10 protein-coding genes are annotated in these 18771 nt (G+C 46.1%); all 10 read left to right on the top strand.

Going from position 1 to position 18771, the window contains the following annotated elements; genetic code table 11:
- The first annotated feature begins 646 nt into the window (after window positions 1-646).
- The 10 genes from F453_RS0103200 (at window position 647) to cas2 (ending at window position 18638) form a co-directional block, all read left to right on the top strand.
- Complete coding sequence (locus tag F453_RS0103200) at window positions 647-3712, top strand: SusC/RagA family TonB-linked outer membrane protein (RefSeq protein WP_018966706.1); 3066 nt, start codon at window positions 647-649, stop codon at window positions 3710-3712.
- A 21-nt stretch (window positions 3713-3733) separates the two neighbouring features.
- Window positions 3734-5350, top strand: a complete 1617-nt coding sequence (locus F453_RS0103195; protein ID WP_018966705.1) for a RagB/SusD family nutrient uptake outer membrane protein — start codon at window positions 3734-3736, stop codon at window positions 5348-5350.
- Window positions 5351-5368: 18 nt separating this feature from the next.
- The gene (locus tag F453_RS0103190; protein WP_018966704.1) at window positions 5369-6124 is read left to right on the top strand and encodes a DUF4843 domain-containing protein; all 756 of its coding nucleotides are present in this window, start codon (window positions 5369-5371) and stop codon (window positions 6122-6124) included.
- Between the two features lie 21 nt (window positions 6125-6145).
- A complete protein-coding gene (locus F453_RS0103185) occupies window positions 6146-7822 on the top strand; it encodes a hypothetical protein (protein WP_009237144.1) in 1677 nt (558 codons plus the stop codon).
- A gap of 75 nt (window positions 7823-7897) precedes the next feature.
- A complete protein-coding gene (locus tag F453_RS0103180) occupies window positions 7898-8995 on the top strand; it encodes a hypothetical protein (protein ID WP_234398376.1) in 1098 nt (365 codons plus the stop codon).
- 450 nt (window positions 8996-9445) lie between these two features.
- Window positions 9446-12286, top strand: coding sequence for a M16 family metallopeptidase (locus F453_RS0103175; protein ID WP_018966701.1), 2841 nt, complete (start codon window positions 9446-9448; stop codon window positions 12284-12286).
- A 699-nt stretch (window positions 12287-12985) separates the two neighbouring features.
- Window positions 12986-13213, top strand: coding sequence for a hypothetical protein (locus tag F453_RS16055; RefSeq protein WP_081619104.1), 228 nt, complete (start codon window positions 12986-12988; stop codon window positions 13211-13213).
- A gap of 514 nt (window positions 13214-13727) precedes the next feature.
- Window positions 13728-17423, top strand: coding sequence for a type II CRISPR RNA-guided endonuclease Cas9 (cas9, locus tag F453_RS0103165; RefSeq protein WP_018966699.1), 3696 nt, complete (start codon window positions 13728-13730; stop codon window positions 17421-17423).
- Window positions 17416-18303 (top strand): type II CRISPR-associated endonuclease Cas1, encoded by an 888-nt coding sequence (gene cas1 / locus F453_RS0103160; RefSeq protein WP_025789923.1) that lies wholly within the window; start codon window positions 17416-17418, stop codon window positions 18301-18303. Before cas9 ends, cas1 begins: the two co-directional genes overlap by 8 nt.
- Window positions 18300-18638 (top strand): CRISPR-associated endonuclease Cas2, encoded by a 339-nt coding sequence (gene cas2 / locus F453_RS0103155; protein ID WP_009237137.1) that lies wholly within the window; start codon window positions 18300-18302, stop codon window positions 18636-18638. Before cas1 ends, cas2 begins: the two co-directional genes overlap by 4 nt.
- Window positions 18639-18771 lie beyond the last annotated feature (133 nt).

Genomic DNA, 18771 nt, shown 5'->3' with positions numbered 1-18771 from the left:
GCCTTCCAGATAATCTGGAACACCATTCCAGCTAAGCGATAACAAATCGTCTGACCATAAAGACCATCAAACCTTACATTTAATCGCATGATAAAAGCATTCTTCACACACCGCCATTGGTGGTTTTCGGCCAATCAAAATAACGCTATCTCAATAGCCTTTGCTGCTAGGTTATACTCGATAAGAGCAAAGATTTGAGCCGATTTCGGTCTTCTATCGCCCTATTTTCATACAAATGAAACGTCCAAAGTTAGTAAATTTCGTTGCAAATAGCGAGATTTTCTTCACTTTAAAGACACGCGAAAACCCTTTGTTCATCGGATTGTTGCAGTGCAACATTTATAGGCTTGTCCGAATTTTTTATTTTGTTTGTATTAATAAAAGGCGTATATTTGCGAAAAATTGTTTTATAACGCACATCAAAAGTAATCAAAACGTTTACCCCAACAAATCTGCCACTAATCAACACCATATTATAATATAGGCGCAACAAGAAGGCAAACAAAGGAGAAAACGCAAGACTACGGACCCTCAAGTCCAATCAACCGACGAACAACTAACACTAAACGTGTAAAAATAAGAGTTAAACAACAGATTTACAAACTCGAAAATTGTAATACCTATGCAAAGAAACTTATCAAAACCAATGAATGTGATGTACTGGCTCATTGCACTATTACTGTGCTGGAGTCAGGCGCACGCACAGGGTTCGGGTACTCCGGGCAACATTACGATTGAAGGCATTGTAATCGACAACAACACGAACGAACCCGTGGTGGGTGCCACCCTGAAGCTAAAAAACGGAAGCAGGGGTACGGTAACATCTGCCGACGGCAAGTTCATGATGCCAGGTCTGTCGGTGGGCGATGTGGTTCACGTAAGTTTTATTGGCTTCAAGTCACGCCAATTCACCGTGGGCAAGAAGCGGTTCGTAACAATCTACCTCGAAGACGACGCCAACCAGCTGGACCAGGTTGTGGTTACGGGATTCCAGAAACTCAAGAAAAACAGTTTTACGGGTACCGCTACGGTAGTAACGGGCGACGAGTTGAGGAAAGTAAACGTAAAGGATGCCATGAAAGCTTTGGAGACTTTCGACCCTTCTTTCCGTATTATCGACCGCGATGGGTTTGGTTCGGATCCCAACCATATCAACGAAATCAATATCCGTGGCGCGTCGAGCATCCAACGTCAAGAGTTCGACGCCAACGGCCAAGCACTAACGCGGCGCACCAACCTCCTAGGAAATCCCAACATGCCAATCTTTATGCTCGACGGGTTCGAAGTACCTGTGCAGAAGATTTACGACATGGATATCAACCGTATCCAAAGTATGACCATCCTCAAAGATGCCGCTGCCACCGCTCTGTACGGTTCACGCGCTGCCAACGGTGTGGTTGTAGTAACATCCGTTCCTCCAAAAGTGGGCGAGATACGCGTAGACTACAACACAACAATGGAACTAACCTTCCCCGACCTGTCGGACTATAACCTGACCAATGCCGCAGAGAAACTGCAAGTGGAGAAAGACGCAGGATGTTATACGGCTAAAGAGAGCTGGCAAAAAGATGAGAAGGAAATTCTATATAACAACAGATTGAACGAGATACGCCGTGGCGTAAACACCGATTGGCTGGCTAGACCACTACGCAACGTGATGAACTGGCGTAACGGAGTGACACTTTCGGGTGGTGTAAACTCGATGCGCTACGAATTGGCTTTCAACTACGACAATAACCGTGGCGTGATGAAGGGTTCGTATCGCAACCGCTGGGGAGGTGGTTTAAAGATAGACTATCGCCTACGTGACTGGTTACAGATACAAGACAATGTAACCATCAATCGCACATCACATGAAGATTCACCCTTCGGAGCATTCTCACAATATGCCGCATATTTGCCTTACGATGCCATATATGGGGAAAATGGCGAGTATTTGCAAAAATTACCCCAATCGGGACTGGTGAACCCACTATGGCAACAGCAACAGCTAGAGAGCTATAATGAGCGAGGCACCATTACCGACATCACCAATAATTTGGGCATTAACTTGTATTTCACTCCTACCTTTTATTTGAGAGGAACCTTTGGCATAAGCCAAACGCAAACAGACAATGATAGTTTCATCGATCCCAAGCACCCTTCATTTAAGGGAGTAGAAGAGAGTAAGCGTGGTCAACTGACAATCAGTAAAAACACTGATTTGAAATGGAACTTGAATGCCACCCTCCATTTTAACCAGCGTTTTCAAAAACACTTTGTGAACTTGACGGGTGGAGTTGACGCCATTGAGACCGTCTACCATCCAATAGGTTACAGATATCAAGGATTCAGCCTTGGTTCGCAGAACAAGCCTTCATATAGTGCATCACAGGATGGTGTTACTAGAGATACGGAAACCAAAGTGCGCACATTCGGTTTGTTGGCAGCCCTGAACTATACATACGGTGAAGTTTATCTGCTAGACGCGTCCTTCCGTCTCGACGGTTCATCACAGTTTGGTGCTGAGCGTCGTTTCGCTCCCTTTGCCTCTATTGGCGTGGGTGTGAACATGCACAATTACGAATTCATCAAACGTATGCCTTGGATCAATAGCCTACGCTTAAAAGGCACATACGGCAGCACAGGTAAGGTAACCTTTACACGTTTCGACGTGATAAGCAGTTACAGCCGCGCAGATTCATGGTATTACACTGGACCTGGATATTTGTTGGCTACATTTGGCAACCCCGACTTATCTTGGGAGCTGACAAAGACTTTAGACCTTGGCTTGTCAATGGAACTATTTAAGAAGCGCTTCTATTTAGAAGCAACATATTACCACAAGGCCACCGACCGCATGATTGACAAAGTGAAGATTCGCCCATCATCGGGCTTCGACAGCTACAGCGGGAACGTAGGTGGCGTGCTCAACGAGGGATTAGAGCTAAAGACCAACGTAACTGTTTTCAGAAATAAGGAATGGTCTGTAGTGCTTAATGCGAACTTGGCTCATAACAGGAACACCATCACGAAACTGAACCCTGCTATGGAAGAGTACAACAAGAAGATACGTGAGAACTATTCTACAGAAACTTCTGGCCGTGGGACATCCAACCCACCACTATTATACTATGTAGGCGCATCTACTTCAGCCATCTATGCCGTTCCCTCTCTGGGTATCGACCCTGCAACAGGAACAGAGTTTTTCCGCAAGAAAGATGGTACGGTAACGCAAGTATGGAACAAGAATGACATGGTTGTTTGTGGGGATCTGAATCCCGATGTGCAGGGCGCTTTCGGCATCAATGTAATGTGGCGAGGCATCTATCTCAACACATCTTTCCAATATGCTTATGGCGGTCAGGCCTACAACAACACGTTGGTATCGAAAGTGGAGAACGCCAATATAGAAAAAGAGAATGTAGACAGGCGCGTCATGACCGACCGTTGGCATAGGGTTGGCGACGTAGCACAATTCTACGGCATACGAGAGAAAGGCATAACAAACATGTCGTCACGCTTTGTTCAAAACAACAATTACATATCATTCAGCAGCGTGGCCATTGGTTACGACTTCAGTAAGCGAATTGCTTCTCTCTTCAAGCTTAACTCACTATCAGTTGTCTTTAATGCAGCCGACCTAGGTCGCTGGAGTAGCATAAAGGTTGAGCGAGGACTTTCTTATCCTTATGCACACACATATAGTTTATCGTTGCGTGCAAGTTATTAACGGATACAAAAGAATACAATTATGAAAGGTATAACATATATGGCAATGGCCATAACGATGGTTGTGGCCTTGACAGGATGCAACGATTGGCTAGATGTCCCAGTGGAGGGAAAATCTACCTCGAAAGAACTGTTCGAGAAAGGCGAAGGGTATCGAAGCGTGTTGCATGGCCTATATATAAATATGGCCGAAGATGTGCTTTACGGGAAAAACCTGCAATGTGGATTGGTTGATTTCTTCTCAAACCAATATAACATAGACGCCCGTCCCGAAGACTTAAGTAACCCCGCTCTTATTGCTGCGGGTAAACGCGACTATCTAAACAAGGACTTGCGACCACAGATAGACCAGATGTGGATGGCAGCCTACAAATGCATAGGTGCTGCCAACGACCTTATACAGAAAGTTAAAGACGAAGACGCAGGTAAATTCGCGAAAGGCGAAATGGAGAAAAACATGATACTGGGTGAGGCTAAAGCAATACGCGCCTACTTACATTTAGACATGCTCAGATTGTTTGCACCAGCTCCAAAAGATGACGACGGAGGCGCGTATATCCCTTACGTAAGAGATTTCCCAAACATCTTAGCTACACACATCAAGACAAGCGAGGCTCTAAACGCTGTGATTACGGACCTTGAAGAAGCACGCGAACTAGTGAAGCCTTACGATATATCGACTTATGGCAGTGGTGCGAGCATCTCTGGCAATGCTCGTTTTTATAACCAATTTGAGTACGGAACGAGCATATATACCAACCGCGAAGAGCTTGACGAGTTCTTTGCAGGCCGTGGATATCGCTTCTCGTATTGGGCTGTAACTGCAGCCTTGGCCCGTGCTTATCAATATAAGGGAGCTTACGACGACTCTTTCTATGACAAGGCTAAACAATGTGCCGAGGAAATACTGAATTGCGAGATCAGCTCTGAGAACAAACAGAAGTACTATCCATTTAAAGAAGAAGACTTCGGAGGTTTCTTTTATGCAGAACGAGCTGAAGACGCAAGGGGTGTGCGCATGGTTAGCAACCTCATTATGGGAGTGTATAGAGACAATGTCAAATTAGGACTGATTACAAACATGTTGGCCCAATACCCTCGAAGAAAGGGAGTTATTGCCCAAGACCAACTATTTATTGTTAACACCGAAGGTCAAGATATATTCAAGACAGTGGATAATATTGACGAGTCGGCAAACGATATCCGCTGTACTCGCCTACTTTATGTTCCCGACGGAGCGTACAAGACAAATCTGTCGGTAAAGTGGTACGTTAAGGAAAACAACCTAGACGAACGCGACAAGACATTGAGTATATTTCCCTTATTGCGTACCTCCGAGATGCGATACATTGTTGCCGAAACCGAAGCTCGTAGAAATAACTTCGCTGCAGCCTACGAAATAATCAACGCCATGCGTGAACGACGTGGACTAACAGGACACCCTTTGGCGGTAAAAAACACTTTTGGCGACTTTCAAAAAGACTTTGTAAGAGAAGCTCAACGAGAATGGATAAGCGAAGGACAACTGTTCTACCTTTATAAAAGACTAGGAGCAGACGTGAAACGCGATGACAAGACGGTGAAACCATTCACCAAAGCAGAAACGATATTACCTACATCTGTTGATGAAAATCTCTGACCCATAACATATATCATTATGAGAAAGTTATTGTTTACGCTGCCTTTGGCAGCAATCGCCTTGTTTTCTTCTTGTCGGGAGGAGGCGCTGACAACTTTTGGCGATGACCATTACCTTTATTTCGACAAATATTATGTAAACGAGAAAGAACCGGGCAAGCATACGGCCGACTCTACTTTTGCGTCATTCTTCTTCCTTAGTGATGATGTAGATGCTGTAGATGCCATGCTTGAAGTACATCTGGCAGGGAGAAACCTAACCAAAGACGAAACTTTTAGGTTAAGAGTAGTACCCGAAGGGACCACAGCTATACCCGATGAATATAAGATAGCAGATAGCTATACGTTTAGGGCAAGATCTGTCGCTGCAGATGCCACAAACCGTACAGACACCGTTGTGATAAAGATGTATCGCAGACCCAGGCTTAAAGACATGCCTAAGGGAGTGCGCCTGATGGTGGAATTGGTTCCACTTGGCAACTTACAATTGGGCCAGACCGAACGCACAAAGGCTATCGTTATACTAACACGCGATGCTATTAAGCCTGCTTGGTGGAACACTGAAGTTACAGAACTGCTGTTGGGAGAGTATTCCAGCCGTAAGTATAAGCTTTTCGTGACCCACATCGACCCAACAGCGTCGCTAAATGGAGAAATGCTATCCGATGCTCCTTGGAAAGCAAGAAAGCTGGTTCAGAAGTTTAAGGAATGGCTGGGCAAGCATCCCGACCAGGCTGTAGAGGAAGACGGCTCGCCAATGACCGTTAAAGTGTGACACCTTAAAAAATAGAAAATTATGCGGAACTTAAAATATGCATTCGTAGCAATGCTTATGCCACTGATGTTGGCATCCTGTTTTAGTGACGACGGGAATTACGAATACGAGTCGCTGAAGCCACCTACATGGCTCGACAACTTTATGAACAGGCCAATACAAGTGTTGGTCTATGGTGGCCGCGCCGTGAAACTGGATGGCTCAAGATACTTCAATTGGGGAAAACTAGATTCGTTACAGCGCAGCCAAGAGGTGCGCTATGAGTGGCGAATGAACGGGAAATTATATAGCGAGCAATTGAAGGAAGAAATGACCACTGATGAATTTCTGAAGAGAGTGGGCCTCGAAGAAATGCCAGTAAAAGAACAGTCTGGAGACTTCTCCATTATCGAGAAATCGTCGGGCGTAACATTCAAGGTGAGATGTACACTGTTTTTTAAACCTGCTATTGGAGGTGGCGACTTTGTCGTTTACTCTACTAAGTCGCCTAACGAGCCAAACGTAGGTAAACTAACGGTGTTTAGGCTTAATTACTTGAAAGAACAAGGTAAGCTGAAAGAGAACTTTGAGTTTGGCAAGTATATGCTTGACAACATTCCCGGCACACCTAGGTCTTTGGATGTAGCTGTAGCGAAGAACGTCGGTGCAGCAGGTTCACTCACAGTGATAACCGAAGAAGGTGATGCAATGGTATATAACGCCGGCAACTTGAAGAAAGAATGGGATTTGAGCTCGCAGTTTGCCGATGGGACACCCGACAACTTTAAGGTTAGTGGTCGAAAAGATCAGGAAGATGGTGGTATGAATACGCCCGCATTGACCTGGGTCGCCACGAAAGACGGCCGATTGTTCTCACGCCAATTTGGCAAGAACTACTTAGGTGGTAAATTCATCACCGAACCTTATTATATTGACTCATTGGGCTATAAGATCACTAAATTCGGGCATACAAACTGGGGAGTGACCAATATTCCTTGTTATGATGAGAAAAACCGAAGAGTAGTTTTGGCAACTACTACCAACACCTCTGACTTTTATAAGCATCGTAGTTTTGTGGTCACACTCCATTCCGATCAATTCAATTCGCCTGCTGAAAAGATGCCTGAAGACGCAAAGGTGTATTTTCTTACGACAATGAATGGGGACGAATACCATGACAATCGAAATAGTTGGTTCCAAGCTTACTACACAACAGGGGGAAAATCCATGGTGTCTTGTTTCGCAGTGGACAACTACGGACGTAGGTTGACCTATCTTATGAAATATCCAAGGCCGTATGAGATACCTGGACACTTGTTCACAAACGAAACTGTGTTCTTGACAGCATCTGGCGAGCACCTTACAGGTAACTCTTCTAAGGCCTATACCGACCTGTTCTCCGAGGGGAAAGACCTTTATGGCATTCAACGGGACGCTAATAGGGCATACTTTGGCGCAGAAGAAATAGAAATTAAGAAAATACCTTTGGAGGGAATAACATCCAAGATAACCTTTATGGTATACGATGTTATGGACTACTGGGTAGGTCTGTCTGGTGAATATCCCCATCTTATCGTGGGCTGTGAGAATGGCGACGTACTGATTTACTATGCTGTTCCCGTTTCGCATCCACGATTAGTGAAGAAGTATAATGTGGGTGGACGCGTATGCGCCATCAAGCAAGTGGCCATGCCTAGTGGTTATCTTGACTTATATTAATGAATACAATAACGCGGCTACCCTTGCCCAAGGTGGCGGGGTAGTCGCAAAACAAAAACAGATAAAATGCAGAACATGATGTATTTAAAGAGAAGTGCCGGCGCGCTATTTATGCTATTGGCTGGCGCGTTTGCCGTGCAAGCGCAAAGTGTAGATAAGGTAAGTCTGAACGTTAGCGTTGCCAACAAAGGCGGCGCACCAACAGTTACGCTCAAAAAGTCGGCCGAATGCCAAGCGTATTGTCTAGCCTTGTTCACATCAGACATTGCTGGCATCATCAAAGACGAAGTTGTTGACGGATATTTTACCGGACAAAAGAAACCCAGATACACCGAAAACGCCAAGGATAAGAAGCTGGTTGACTACGGACTAGTGGTTGTTCCCGAGAAAGAATACACCCTCATCGCCCTTGGTTATGGCAAGGACGGCAAGCCAGGCAAGGTCTCTCGCACGCAGTTTACGGCCCCTCGCAGACAAGGATTCGCTTCAGCGCAGGTGCTGGCTCAAGTAATAAACATCGGACCAGATAGTGTTACGGTGAAGTTTACCCCCAACACCGACGTGGCAGGCTATGCCCTATGCCAGTTTGAGGGCGGAACCATCGAACAAACCGTGAAAGAACATGGTCCTATGATGGGCTTCTCTAACGCTTACGACATGATTAAGCAGTTCAGTGGCAAAGACTACACCACCGAAAAGATACACACTTGGCGCGAAATGGTGCCCGATGCCAACTACGAACTTTGCGTGTTGGCATGGGATAAGAACGGTGTTTTCCAAGAAATAACCAAGGTTCCCGTTACCACGAAGAAGCTGGGCGGACCTGGTGAAGCCACTGTTGACATAAAGATTGGCGAGTTTGGCGGAAGCAAGAAAGGTGGATACTACCAAGATGTGGTGTACTCGCCCAACGACCAAGCATCGCTTCACCGCGACATCATCATCACCGAAGAGGCCTTTAACAAACCCGACATGGGCAACATCGGCGTTATCAAGATGCTGCAAACCGACCATCCCAAAGACATCTACTGGAACCAATACCGCGTAGACAGGGCTAGATGGAACGCAACACCTCTCACCACCTACTACGCTTGCTCAATAGCCAAGAACGTGGACGGCAAGTGGGGCGAGCTTAAAAAGGTGAAGTTCACCACGCCCGCTGCTAAAGAATAACGCGAAAGATATAAACCGCTCTTGATGAAACGTATGACTTTAGCTGGCAGATTTTGCTCATCGCTATACGGTTCATGGCCAACCGTGCACCCAAAAGCATGGGCAAAATATGCCCGCTAAGGTTATGCTGTTAACAAAAAGAGTAGTTACAAACAAACGTATATTACTATCTGGCAACCCAAGTAAGGATTAAATCCCATCTTGGTAGCAGGCAAGACGAACCCGCTCCCGGTGTGTTCCTCTCCTCCAACCGCATATCGCTCTATCAACTCAACTTTTCGATGAAGAAGAAAAGAACATAACCTAGGGGGACGTTTCCTAATGCATCCTTCCCCATAACCTTGCGAATGCGAAACGAGAAACAGCCGGGGCGGATTTTCCATGCCGCGTTTTCTGCGAAAAAAACAATAGTTTCGCACCACTAACAAATAACCGATTTATTGAAACAAAATGAGTAACCTAAAAACAATTTTGTCTGGCTGGGCGCTATTAGCTTTGCTTTTTCCCACCAACTTGCGTGGACAAGGCACTAATCAAGCACCACCCATACCCGTGGACACTGCCGTAAGGATAGGCAAACTGCCCAACGGACTGACCTATTATATACGCCATAACAACTGGCCTGAACATCGCGCCGACTTCTATATCGCACAGAAGGTGGGCTCGATACAAGAAGAAGAGAGCCAACGAGGTTTGGCCCACTTCCTCGAACACATGTGCTTTAACGGCACGAAACATTTCCCCGGTAACGAACTCATTCGTTACTTGGAAACACTCGGTGTGAAGTTTGGCGGCGATCTCAATGCCTATACCTCCATCGACCAAACCGTTTACAACATATCTAACGTGCCTACCACACGCCAAACGGCACTAGACTCGTGCTTGCTGATACTCAGCGACTGGGCAAACGCACTAACACTCGACCCTGCTGAGATTGACAAAGAGCGCGGAGTGATACACGAAGAATGGCGCGAACGAACTGGGCCTAACATGAGAATGCTCGAACGCAACCTGCTTAAACTGTATTCGGGCACAAAATACGGTGCGCGCTTCCCCATCGGACTGATGAGCGTGGTAGATAACTTCAAGCCTAAGGAGCTACGCGACTACTACGAAAAGTGGTATCACCCCTCCAATCAGGGTATTATCGTGGTGGGCGACATCGACGTTGCCCACACCGAGGCCATGATTAAAAAGCTTTTCGGCCCGTTGAAGAACCCCGATAACCAAGCGAAAGTGGTAGATGTACCCGTGCCAGACAACGAAGAACCCATCATCGTTGTGGATAAGGACAAGGAACAACCAAGTAGCGCAGTCGAGGTGTCGTTCAAACACGAGATTTGGCCCGACTCACTCAAGCGCAACATAGACTATCTCTTGGCCAATTATGCCAAAAATATGGCCCTAGGCATGCTCAACGACCGCTACGCCGAAGCCGTTCAAAAGTCTACCGATTGCCCTTATCTGGGCGCTTCGGCCTCGGATGGCAACTTCATCTTCGCCAAAACAAAGGGCGCCTTCACCATCAGCGCCACCCCGCGCGACATGGCTGGTACAGCCGCAGCACTGCAAGCTGCCCTTATCGAGGCGCATCGCGCGGCCAAGTTCGGATTCACACAGAGCGAGTACGACCGTGCCAAGGCCAACTTGCTCAGTGCATTAGAAAAGGCATATAATGGTCGCGACAAGCGTGCTAACGCCTCGTTTGCCGACGATTACAAAGGCCATTTCCTATCGCAAGAGCCCATCCCCGCCTTCGAAGACTATTACGAGATAATGAAGCAGTTGGTACCCAACATTCCGTTGACCGACATCAACGCCATGTTGCCACAGCTGTTGCCACAAACGGATCACAATATGGTTATCGTAAACTTCAACAACGAGAAGGAAGGGAACGTATATCCTACACCCGAATCCCTCTTGCAAGCTGTGCATACAGCACGCCAAACCAAGGTGGAACCTTACGTAGACACGGTGAAAGAGGTGCCATTGATGATCAAGTTACCCCGTCCTGGCAAGATTGTAAAGGAGAAAAAGAATGCCGAACTGGGTTATACCGAGCTGAAACTAGCCAATGGCGTGACCGTTATATTGAAGAAAACCGACTTTAAGAAAGATCAAGTGAACTTCGCTGCAAGTGCACATGGTGGCAAATCGCTTTATGGACCGAAGGATTATACCAATCTAGCCGTGTTCAACGACATTGTAGCCATCAGTGGCTTAGGTGGATTCCGCAACATGGAACTACCCAAAATCCTTGCAGGCAAGATAGCTAACGCAGGACTTTCCATCGGCGATAAGTACATGGGTATGTCGGGTGGATCGTCTAAACGCGATGTCGAAACGATGCTGCAGTTGGCTCACCTGTATCTATCGGGTGGCATCACCAAAGACGCACAGTCGTTTGCCACACTTATGGACTCGTGGCGTACGGCCCTTAAAAACCGTGCCCTAAACCACGATATCGCCTTTAACGACTCGCTCGTAGCAACCGCCTACGGTCATAACCCACGTCTGTTGCCCGTGTTGGAGAAAGATTTACCCGACATCAACTACGATCGCATACTGCAAATAGCACGCGAACGTACGAATAACGCCGCTGCATGGACGTTCAGTTTCATTGGCGACTTCGACGAACCGCAGCTCCGCAAGCTTATATGCCGTTATCTCGGCTCGCTGCCCACTAAGGGAAAGGTGATTAAGGGACATCTCACCAGCTCGTTTAGCAAGGGTAAGATAGAGAATGTATTCCGTCGCAAGATGGAAACACCCAAGGCCATGGCTTGCGTTATGTGGCACACCACCGACGTACCATACTCTGTAGAGAATGCCGTACGTATGAACATGATTGGTCAAATACTCTCCATGGTCTACATCAAGAGCATCCGCGAAGACGCATCGGCAGCTTACTCGGTATCGGCAGAGGGTGGATCAACCATCGAGGGCGACTATCACGACTACTCCGTGCTGGTTACTTGCCCCGTAAAACCCGAGAAGCGCGACACCGCTATGGCTATCATCTACCGCGAAGCAGAGAACATGACGCGCACTTGCGATGCTGCCATGCTCGACAAGGTGAAAGAGTATATGCTCAAAAATGTGGCTAGTGCCGAGAAAACCAATGCTTATTGGAGTGGCGTTATCAACATGTATCGCCGCCATGGCATCAACATGCACACCCGTTATCGCGACATGATAAAGCAGCAAACACCCGAAAAGCTGTGCGCGCTGATGAAGCAAATCTTGCAGAGCGGCAACCGCATCACCGTCGAAATGCTGCCTCAAGAATAGCAGATAATACCGCTTAAACGCGAAAACAAGTACTATTAGAATCATAGAGTTAGTTTAAAAAAGTTTGTGATTTAATGGTTTGATGAATTAATGGAATAACAAGCTGGTTCGAGAAGAATAGGTTAGGCAGAGAAGCAGATTGGGGGAAGGTTGGTCTTCATGTCCCCATTGTACGGGCAGAATCCCCTTTTTAACTTCTCTGCTCCATTAATTCTTTGATGGTTTTTATAACCATCTTCAAGGCTTCGATGCCAAACTTTCAAGGCGAAAGCCACACAACAGACTGCTTATTGTATGCGGCCAAAACTAAAAAGGCCGTTATATAACCCGCCCCTGTGTTAGGTTAAGGGCACTAAATGGACCTATTGTCTAAGTTAAACGCCGACAATCGCCCATTCAATGCCCTGCCTAAAACTGGGGCTTTTTATATCAAATGCCTATTACGACATCATTTAACCCCCAATCGGTCATTAGAACCCGTACATAGCTTAACGTAAATTCGGGATAAGAGGCGGTGTTTTTTGACGCAAAATTAGATAAGAAACGCATGGCTACCTCACCAACTACCGCGTGGCGGTTGGCGCAACATCCCGCACATGTACATAGGCTATGATGATTTGTTCCTTATCCCGAACTCGCCAATTAACCATTCCATCGTTCGCATTTTCATAGTCCCGAAAATGCCCTTTCTAAGCCTTGATTATGCATTATTACATTAACCACCGTGTTATATATGCTTTGGACGGCTGTTCCATGTCATCTGGAATGCTGTTCCAGTTGAATTGGAACACTGTTCCAACTTATCTGGAACAAGGTTCCATCTTAGCTGTAACAAGGCGAGAGGTTAAAAAGCTCACTACACGAGCTTATAACGTGGGGAACGAAAGATGGCGTTTGGAGGTAGGAAGGGTGATTAGTTGGGGGTGAGAGGCTGTGGAATGAGCCACCTAGATAGTGCCAAGCTAATATCAAACGCTACGAGAATTTGGGATAAGAGAAATTCGTTGTGCTAACTACCGCGTAGCCCTAATTGGTGAGGTAGCCTTTTGTTCTTATCTAATTTTGCTCAAAAAAACATCGTCGCTTATCCCGAACTCACGCCGTTACTCTTATCTCAAACAGGCATAAACAAATTATTCTGAATAACAAAACATGTTTATAACGTATTTTTTTACTGCAATCAGATTGAACGACTATACTTTATAGCTAAAGCAATGCCACTCCGCTTAGAGCACGTTATAAAACACATAAGCCCCTCCGAAGAGGGGCAATAGGGTCTAAGCCCTTCGGCATATAGCCTTATTGTGATAAGATGTAGAATATCTTATGCTGCAAATTTAGCAATAACATTTGGCTCTACCAAATATTTAATGTAATTTTACACCTAAATCTTAATACGATAATAAACAACTAGGAACAAACAACTCCATAACTAACGATTATGATTACACGAATATTAGGCCTTGATACAGGCACCAACAGCCTTGCTTGGGCTGTGGTAGACAGAGATGCCAACGGCAATTACACACTGGTGAAACGTGGCGACGTTATCTTTACCGAAGGCGTAAAGATAGAGAAAGGTATCGAATCGTCCAAAGCAGCCGAAAGAACTGCGCACAAAGCATTGCGAGTACATTATTCCAGGCGACGTCTACACAAAATTGATACGCTGAAAGTACTTGTAGAACTCGACCTATGCCCTTATCTTTCCAACGAACAACTTAACCTATGGAAGGCTAAGAAAACTTATCCGCTCACCGATGACTTTATGCTTTGGCAGCGTTCGGGTAGTGCCGAAGAGAACAATCCCTATTATTGCCGGCATCGTTGCCTAACCCAAAAGCTCGACCTTACCGACCAAAGCCAGCGCTTTCTTCTTGGTCGGGCATTCTATCACTTGGCGCAACGTCGTGGATTTCTTAGCAACAGGCTCGACACCAGTGCCGATTCCGACGAGTCGGGCAAGGTTAAATCGGGCATAGCAGAGCTTTCTGTCGAGATGGAAAAGGCAGGTTGCGAGTTTCTAGGCGAGTATTTCTATCAGCTCTACAAGCAACACGGCAACACCATTAAGCTAAGAAGCCGATACACCGACAGGGAAGAACACTATAAAAAGGAGTTTTTGGCTATCTGCGAAAAACAAGAACTAGATCCCAAATGGGTTGAAGCACTGCAAAGGGCCATATATTTCCAACGCCCGTTAAAGTCGCAACGCAAGGGTGTAGGCAAGTGTACCTTCGAGCCAAAGAAGCCGCGTTGCGCCGAATCGCACCCCGATTACGAAGCGTTCAGGATGCTCTGCTTCCTCAATAACGTCAAGATACAAACCCCAAACGACACTTCGCTACGGCCTCTAAACGAAGACGAACGCGAAAAGATATGGCCACTATTCTTCAGAAAGTCTAAACCCAACTTCGATTTCGAAGACATTGCAAAGGCGTTGGCGGGAAAAAACAACTATGCTTGGTATAAGGATGCAGGCGAGAAACCATTCAAGTTTAACTACCGCATGCAACAAGGCGTGTCGGGGTGTCCTGTAACTGCACAGCTGATAGACATCTTCGGCAGTGATTGGCAGACAGCCATTGCCGAGACATACACGGCCGTTGAAAAGAAAAACGGTACGAAAACCATCGACGAAATGGCCGATGATGTTTGGAATGTGCTCTATTCATTTTCTTCGAAAGACAAGTTAAAGGCTTTCGCCACCGAAAAGTTGCAACTCGATGAAGCCAGCGCCACGAAGTTCGCTAACGCTAAACTTCCTCATGGCTTTGCTTCGTTAAGCCTTAAAGCCATTCGCAACATCTTGCCTTTCTTGCGTCAAGGGTTCATTTATGCACATGCCGTGCACTTGGCCAAGATACCCGACATCGTTACAAAAGCCGTTTGGAACGATGCCGACAAACGCGAGATGATACTTTCGGGACTAATGGAGATTATCGAAAACTATAACCCCAAAGACCGTGGCGTTGAGGGTACGATAGACTTCTGCATTAAAAGTCACTTGCAAGACGTGATCGACCTGCGCCCTGGCGCAGCCGATGCGCTTTATCACCCCTCGATGATAGAGACCTATCCCGATGCAAAGCTCAACAAGATGGGCGTGTTTCAGTTGGGTAGTCCCCGTACCAACGCCATTCGCAACCCCATGGCCATGCGCTCGCTGCACATCTTGCGCAGTGTTGTTAACCAGCTGTTGCGCGATGGCATTATAGACCGCAACACCGAGGTGCATGTAGAATACGCCCGCGAACTGAACGACGCCAACAAGCGCAAGGCCATTGCCGACTACCAAAGAGAACAAGAGAAGAAACGAAAACAATATCGCGATGACATCATCGCCCTCTATAAGAGTGAATGTCACAAAGAGATAGAACCCACAGACACCGATATTCTCAAGTTCCAATTGTGGGAAGAGCAAGACCATCTGTGCTTATATACAGGCACCCAGATTGGCATCTGCGATTTCCTTGGCGACAATCCCAAGTTCGATATCGAACATACCGTTCCCCGAAGTGTTGGTGGCGACAGCACGCAAATGAACCTAACGCTCTGCGATGCCACTTTTAATAGGCAGGTGAAAGGTGCGCAACTACCCTCCCAACTATCTAACCATGCTGACATATTGGTAAGAATTGACCATTGGAAAAGCAAGTGCGAAGACCTGCGAAAACAGCTAGACAAGATACGCACCTATGGTGGTATGGAGAAAGCAATGAAAGATCGGCTGATACAAAAGCGCCATCGTCTGAAGATGGATCTAGATTATTGGCAGGGCAAATACAGCCGATTTACGATGACCGAAGTACCCGAAGGGTTCAGTCGCCGTCAAGGAGCGGGCATCGGTTTGGTATCAAAGTATGCGGGATTGTTCTTAAAGTCGCTCTTCCACAACGAACAAAATCCCAACAAGAGCAACGTCTACGTGGTGAAAGGCGTAACCACAGCCGAGTTTAGGCGTATGTGGGGACTTCAAGGCGAGTACGAAAAGAAATCCCGACTTAACCATTGCCACCATTGCATCGACGCCATAACCATTGCCTGTATTGGTAAAGCCGAATACGACAAGATGGCTCAATACTATCATGATGAAGAGCTTTTCCAATGGCGCGGCACAACCACCAAGCCCCATTTCAATAAACCTTGGCCCACCTTTACCGAAGATGTGTTGGCCATAGAGCAATCGCTCTTGGTGAAACACCTCACCAAAGACAACATGCCCAAACAAGCCAAGAAGCGCGTGCGAACTGCAACGGGTAAGTATCTCGCTCAAGGCGATACGGCCAGAGGCTCGCTTCACAAAGACACCTATTATGGTGCTATCGAGCAAGATGGCGAAATTCGCTATGTGCTTCGTAAACCTTTAAATAAGTTCGAGAATGAAGCGGAGCTTGAAAAAATCGTAGACCAAGCCGTAAAGGAAAAGATAAAGGAGGCTATTGCCGGTAAGAACTTCAAGACAGCCATTACCGAACCCATATTTATGAATAAGGAAAAAGGCATAAGGATAAATAAGGTGAGGTACTATGTGAAAGCTCAGGAGCGTTTAAAGATTCGCCAACAGCGCGATCTCTCCTCAAAGGAATACAAACAATTTTTCTGTGTAGAAAACGAAAGTAATTATCTATTGGCCATCTATGAGGGAGAATTGAAAGGGAAAAAAGAACGCGATTTTTGTGTTGTCAACAACTTGGAGTCTGCCGCTTGTTTAAAGAGGAGCAACAAAGGTAAAGCAGCCCCACTTGTACCTGAACGGAGTGAAGAACGAAATCTCCCTTTATTAGCCGTACTGAAACGAGGAACACAAGTACTTTTTTATGAGAACTCTCCCGAAGAGATTTTGTTTGACAATCCACAAGATTTGGTAAGACGACTATATAAGGTCACAGGAATTAATACCAAAAAGGATGTAAAGAATGGGAAGACGTACCTCTATGGTAATATTGAGTTGAGGTTTCATCAAAACGCTCAGAAGAAAGATGACGTGAAGATGCAAAGCGGGGTATATAAGAATAATGAGGTTCTACGCCAAGGCATAGTGCTTTCGCATAAGCAATTTAAAGCCCTTGTCGAGGGTGTCGACTTTGAGTTTAACGTCCTTGGGGAGATAAAGAAGAAAGAGCGTCATGCTTAAAAGATGTCTCGTTTTTACAACACCAGCTGCCCTTTCGTTAAAAAATGCACAGCTGGTGATAACCTTAAAGGAACAGCCCGACGCTTGTCGGACTGTTCCCATTGAAGAATTAGGGGTCGTTTTGGTGGATAGTCCAATGGTAACCCTAACCATACCCTTGATAAACGCTTTGGCCGATAACAACGTTGCCCTTATTTTCTGTAACCAAAAGGGCATGCCAAATGCTCTTTTGCTTAGCTTACACGCCAACGCCAGTCAAGGCGAGAGCTACCGCGAACAAATATCTGTAAGCGAAACACTAAAGAAAGCATTGTGGAAACAACTTATTGAGGCGAAGATTAGAAATCAAGCGCGTTTGCTCAACAAGTTGGGTAAACGAGGAGAGCTGTTAAAACCGCTTTATATGAACGTGAAAAGTGGCGACACGGACAATAAGGAAGGTGTGGCTGCTAAACTGTATTGGACTGAATTGTTTGGTAAGGGCTTTCGGCGCGACCGCGATTTACCAGGCCTCAACACCTTACTTAACTATGGTTATGCGGTGCTACGTGCAGCCACTGCACGCGCCTTAATGGCTTCGGGCTTGCATCCCGCCTTTGGTTTATTTCATCGCAACCGAGGCGACGCCTTTCCTTTGGCCGATGATGTAATGGAACCCTACCGCCCTTTTGTCGATGAAATAGTATGTAAGCTGGTTGCAGAACAAGCACTTAGCCTAGATAAGAACGTGAAAAGCCAACTAATCAGTGTGTTGTTTTGCGATGTCTCGTTCTCGAAAGTTGTTCGGCCACTCAGCGTTGGCCTAACAATGACAACCGCCTCTCTAGAAAAATGTTTCTCAAAAGAAGCCAATAAGATGCAACTACCTATACTCAAATGACCTACCTTCGCCTTAATCGTTACCATATCATGTGGCTTTTCCTAATGTTCGACCTTCCCACAAACACCAAACTTGAGCGTAAAGAAGCTGCCCGTTTTAGGAAAGACCTCGAACGCGATGGCTTCACCATGTATCAATTTAGCGTGTACGTACGCTATTGTGGTTCATACGAGAGCATGAACGTACACATCAAACGGGTTAAATCGCTTGCTCCCACCAAAGGTATGATAAGCATCTTGGCCGTAACCGATAAACAATATTCCAGCATTATCAACGTATGGGGAGAAATTGCAGCAAAACAACACCCAAAGCCCATTCAACTAGAGTTTTTTTAGTAACTTTGTATTAAATAAGCCTCATCAAACAACTTCATATCGCCCAATATGGTTTTCAAACAGTTGAATATCAGTAATGTAAGTGGTATATGTTGTGGTTTGATGTAGAATGAAGATATAATACAACCAGGGC

This window comes from Hoylesella loescheii DSM 19665 = JCM 12249 = ATCC 15930 (genome assembly GCF_000378085.1).
GTDB lineage: Bacteria > Bacteroidota > Bacteroidia > Bacteroidales > Bacteroidaceae > Prevotella > Prevotella loescheii.
This window is presented reverse-complemented; position numbering and strand designations above follow the sequence as displayed.

Excerpts from the sequence above, each read along its gene's own strand:
- F453_RS0103185 (WP_009237144.1), top strand. The coding sequence starts at position 6,146 with ATGCGGAACTTAAAATATGCATTCGTAGCAATGCTTATGCCACTGATG.
- cas9 (WP_018966699.1), top strand. The coding sequence starts at position 13,728 with ATGATTACACGAATATTAGGCCTTGATACAGGCACCAACAGCCTTGCT.
- F453_RS0103195 (WP_018966705.1), top strand. The coding sequence starts at position 3,734 with ATGAAAGGTATAACATATATGGCAATGGCCATAACGATGGTTGTGGCC.
- F453_RS0103200 (WP_018966706.1), top strand. The coding sequence starts at position 647 with ATGAATGTGATGTACTGGCTCATTGCACTATTACTGTGCTGGAGTCAG.
- F453_RS0103175 (WP_018966701.1), top strand. The coding sequence starts at position 9,446 with ATGAGTAACCTAAAAACAATTTTGTCTGGCTGGGCGCTATTAGCTTTG.
- cas2 (WP_009237137.1), top strand. The coding sequence starts at position 18,300 with ATGACCTACCTTCGCCTTAATCGTTACCATATCATGTGGCTTTTCCTA.
- cas1 (WP_025789923.1), top strand. The coding sequence starts at position 17,416 with ATGCTTAAAAGATGTCTCGTTTTTACAACACCAGCTGCCCTTTCGTTA.
- F453_RS0103180 (WP_234398376.1), top strand. The coding sequence starts at position 7,898 with ATGATGTATTTAAAGAGAAGTGCCGGCGCGCTATTTATGCTATTGGCT.
- F453_RS0103190 (WP_018966704.1), top strand. The coding sequence starts at position 5,369 with ATGAGAAAGTTATTGTTTACGCTGCCTTTGGCAGCAATCGCCTTGTTT.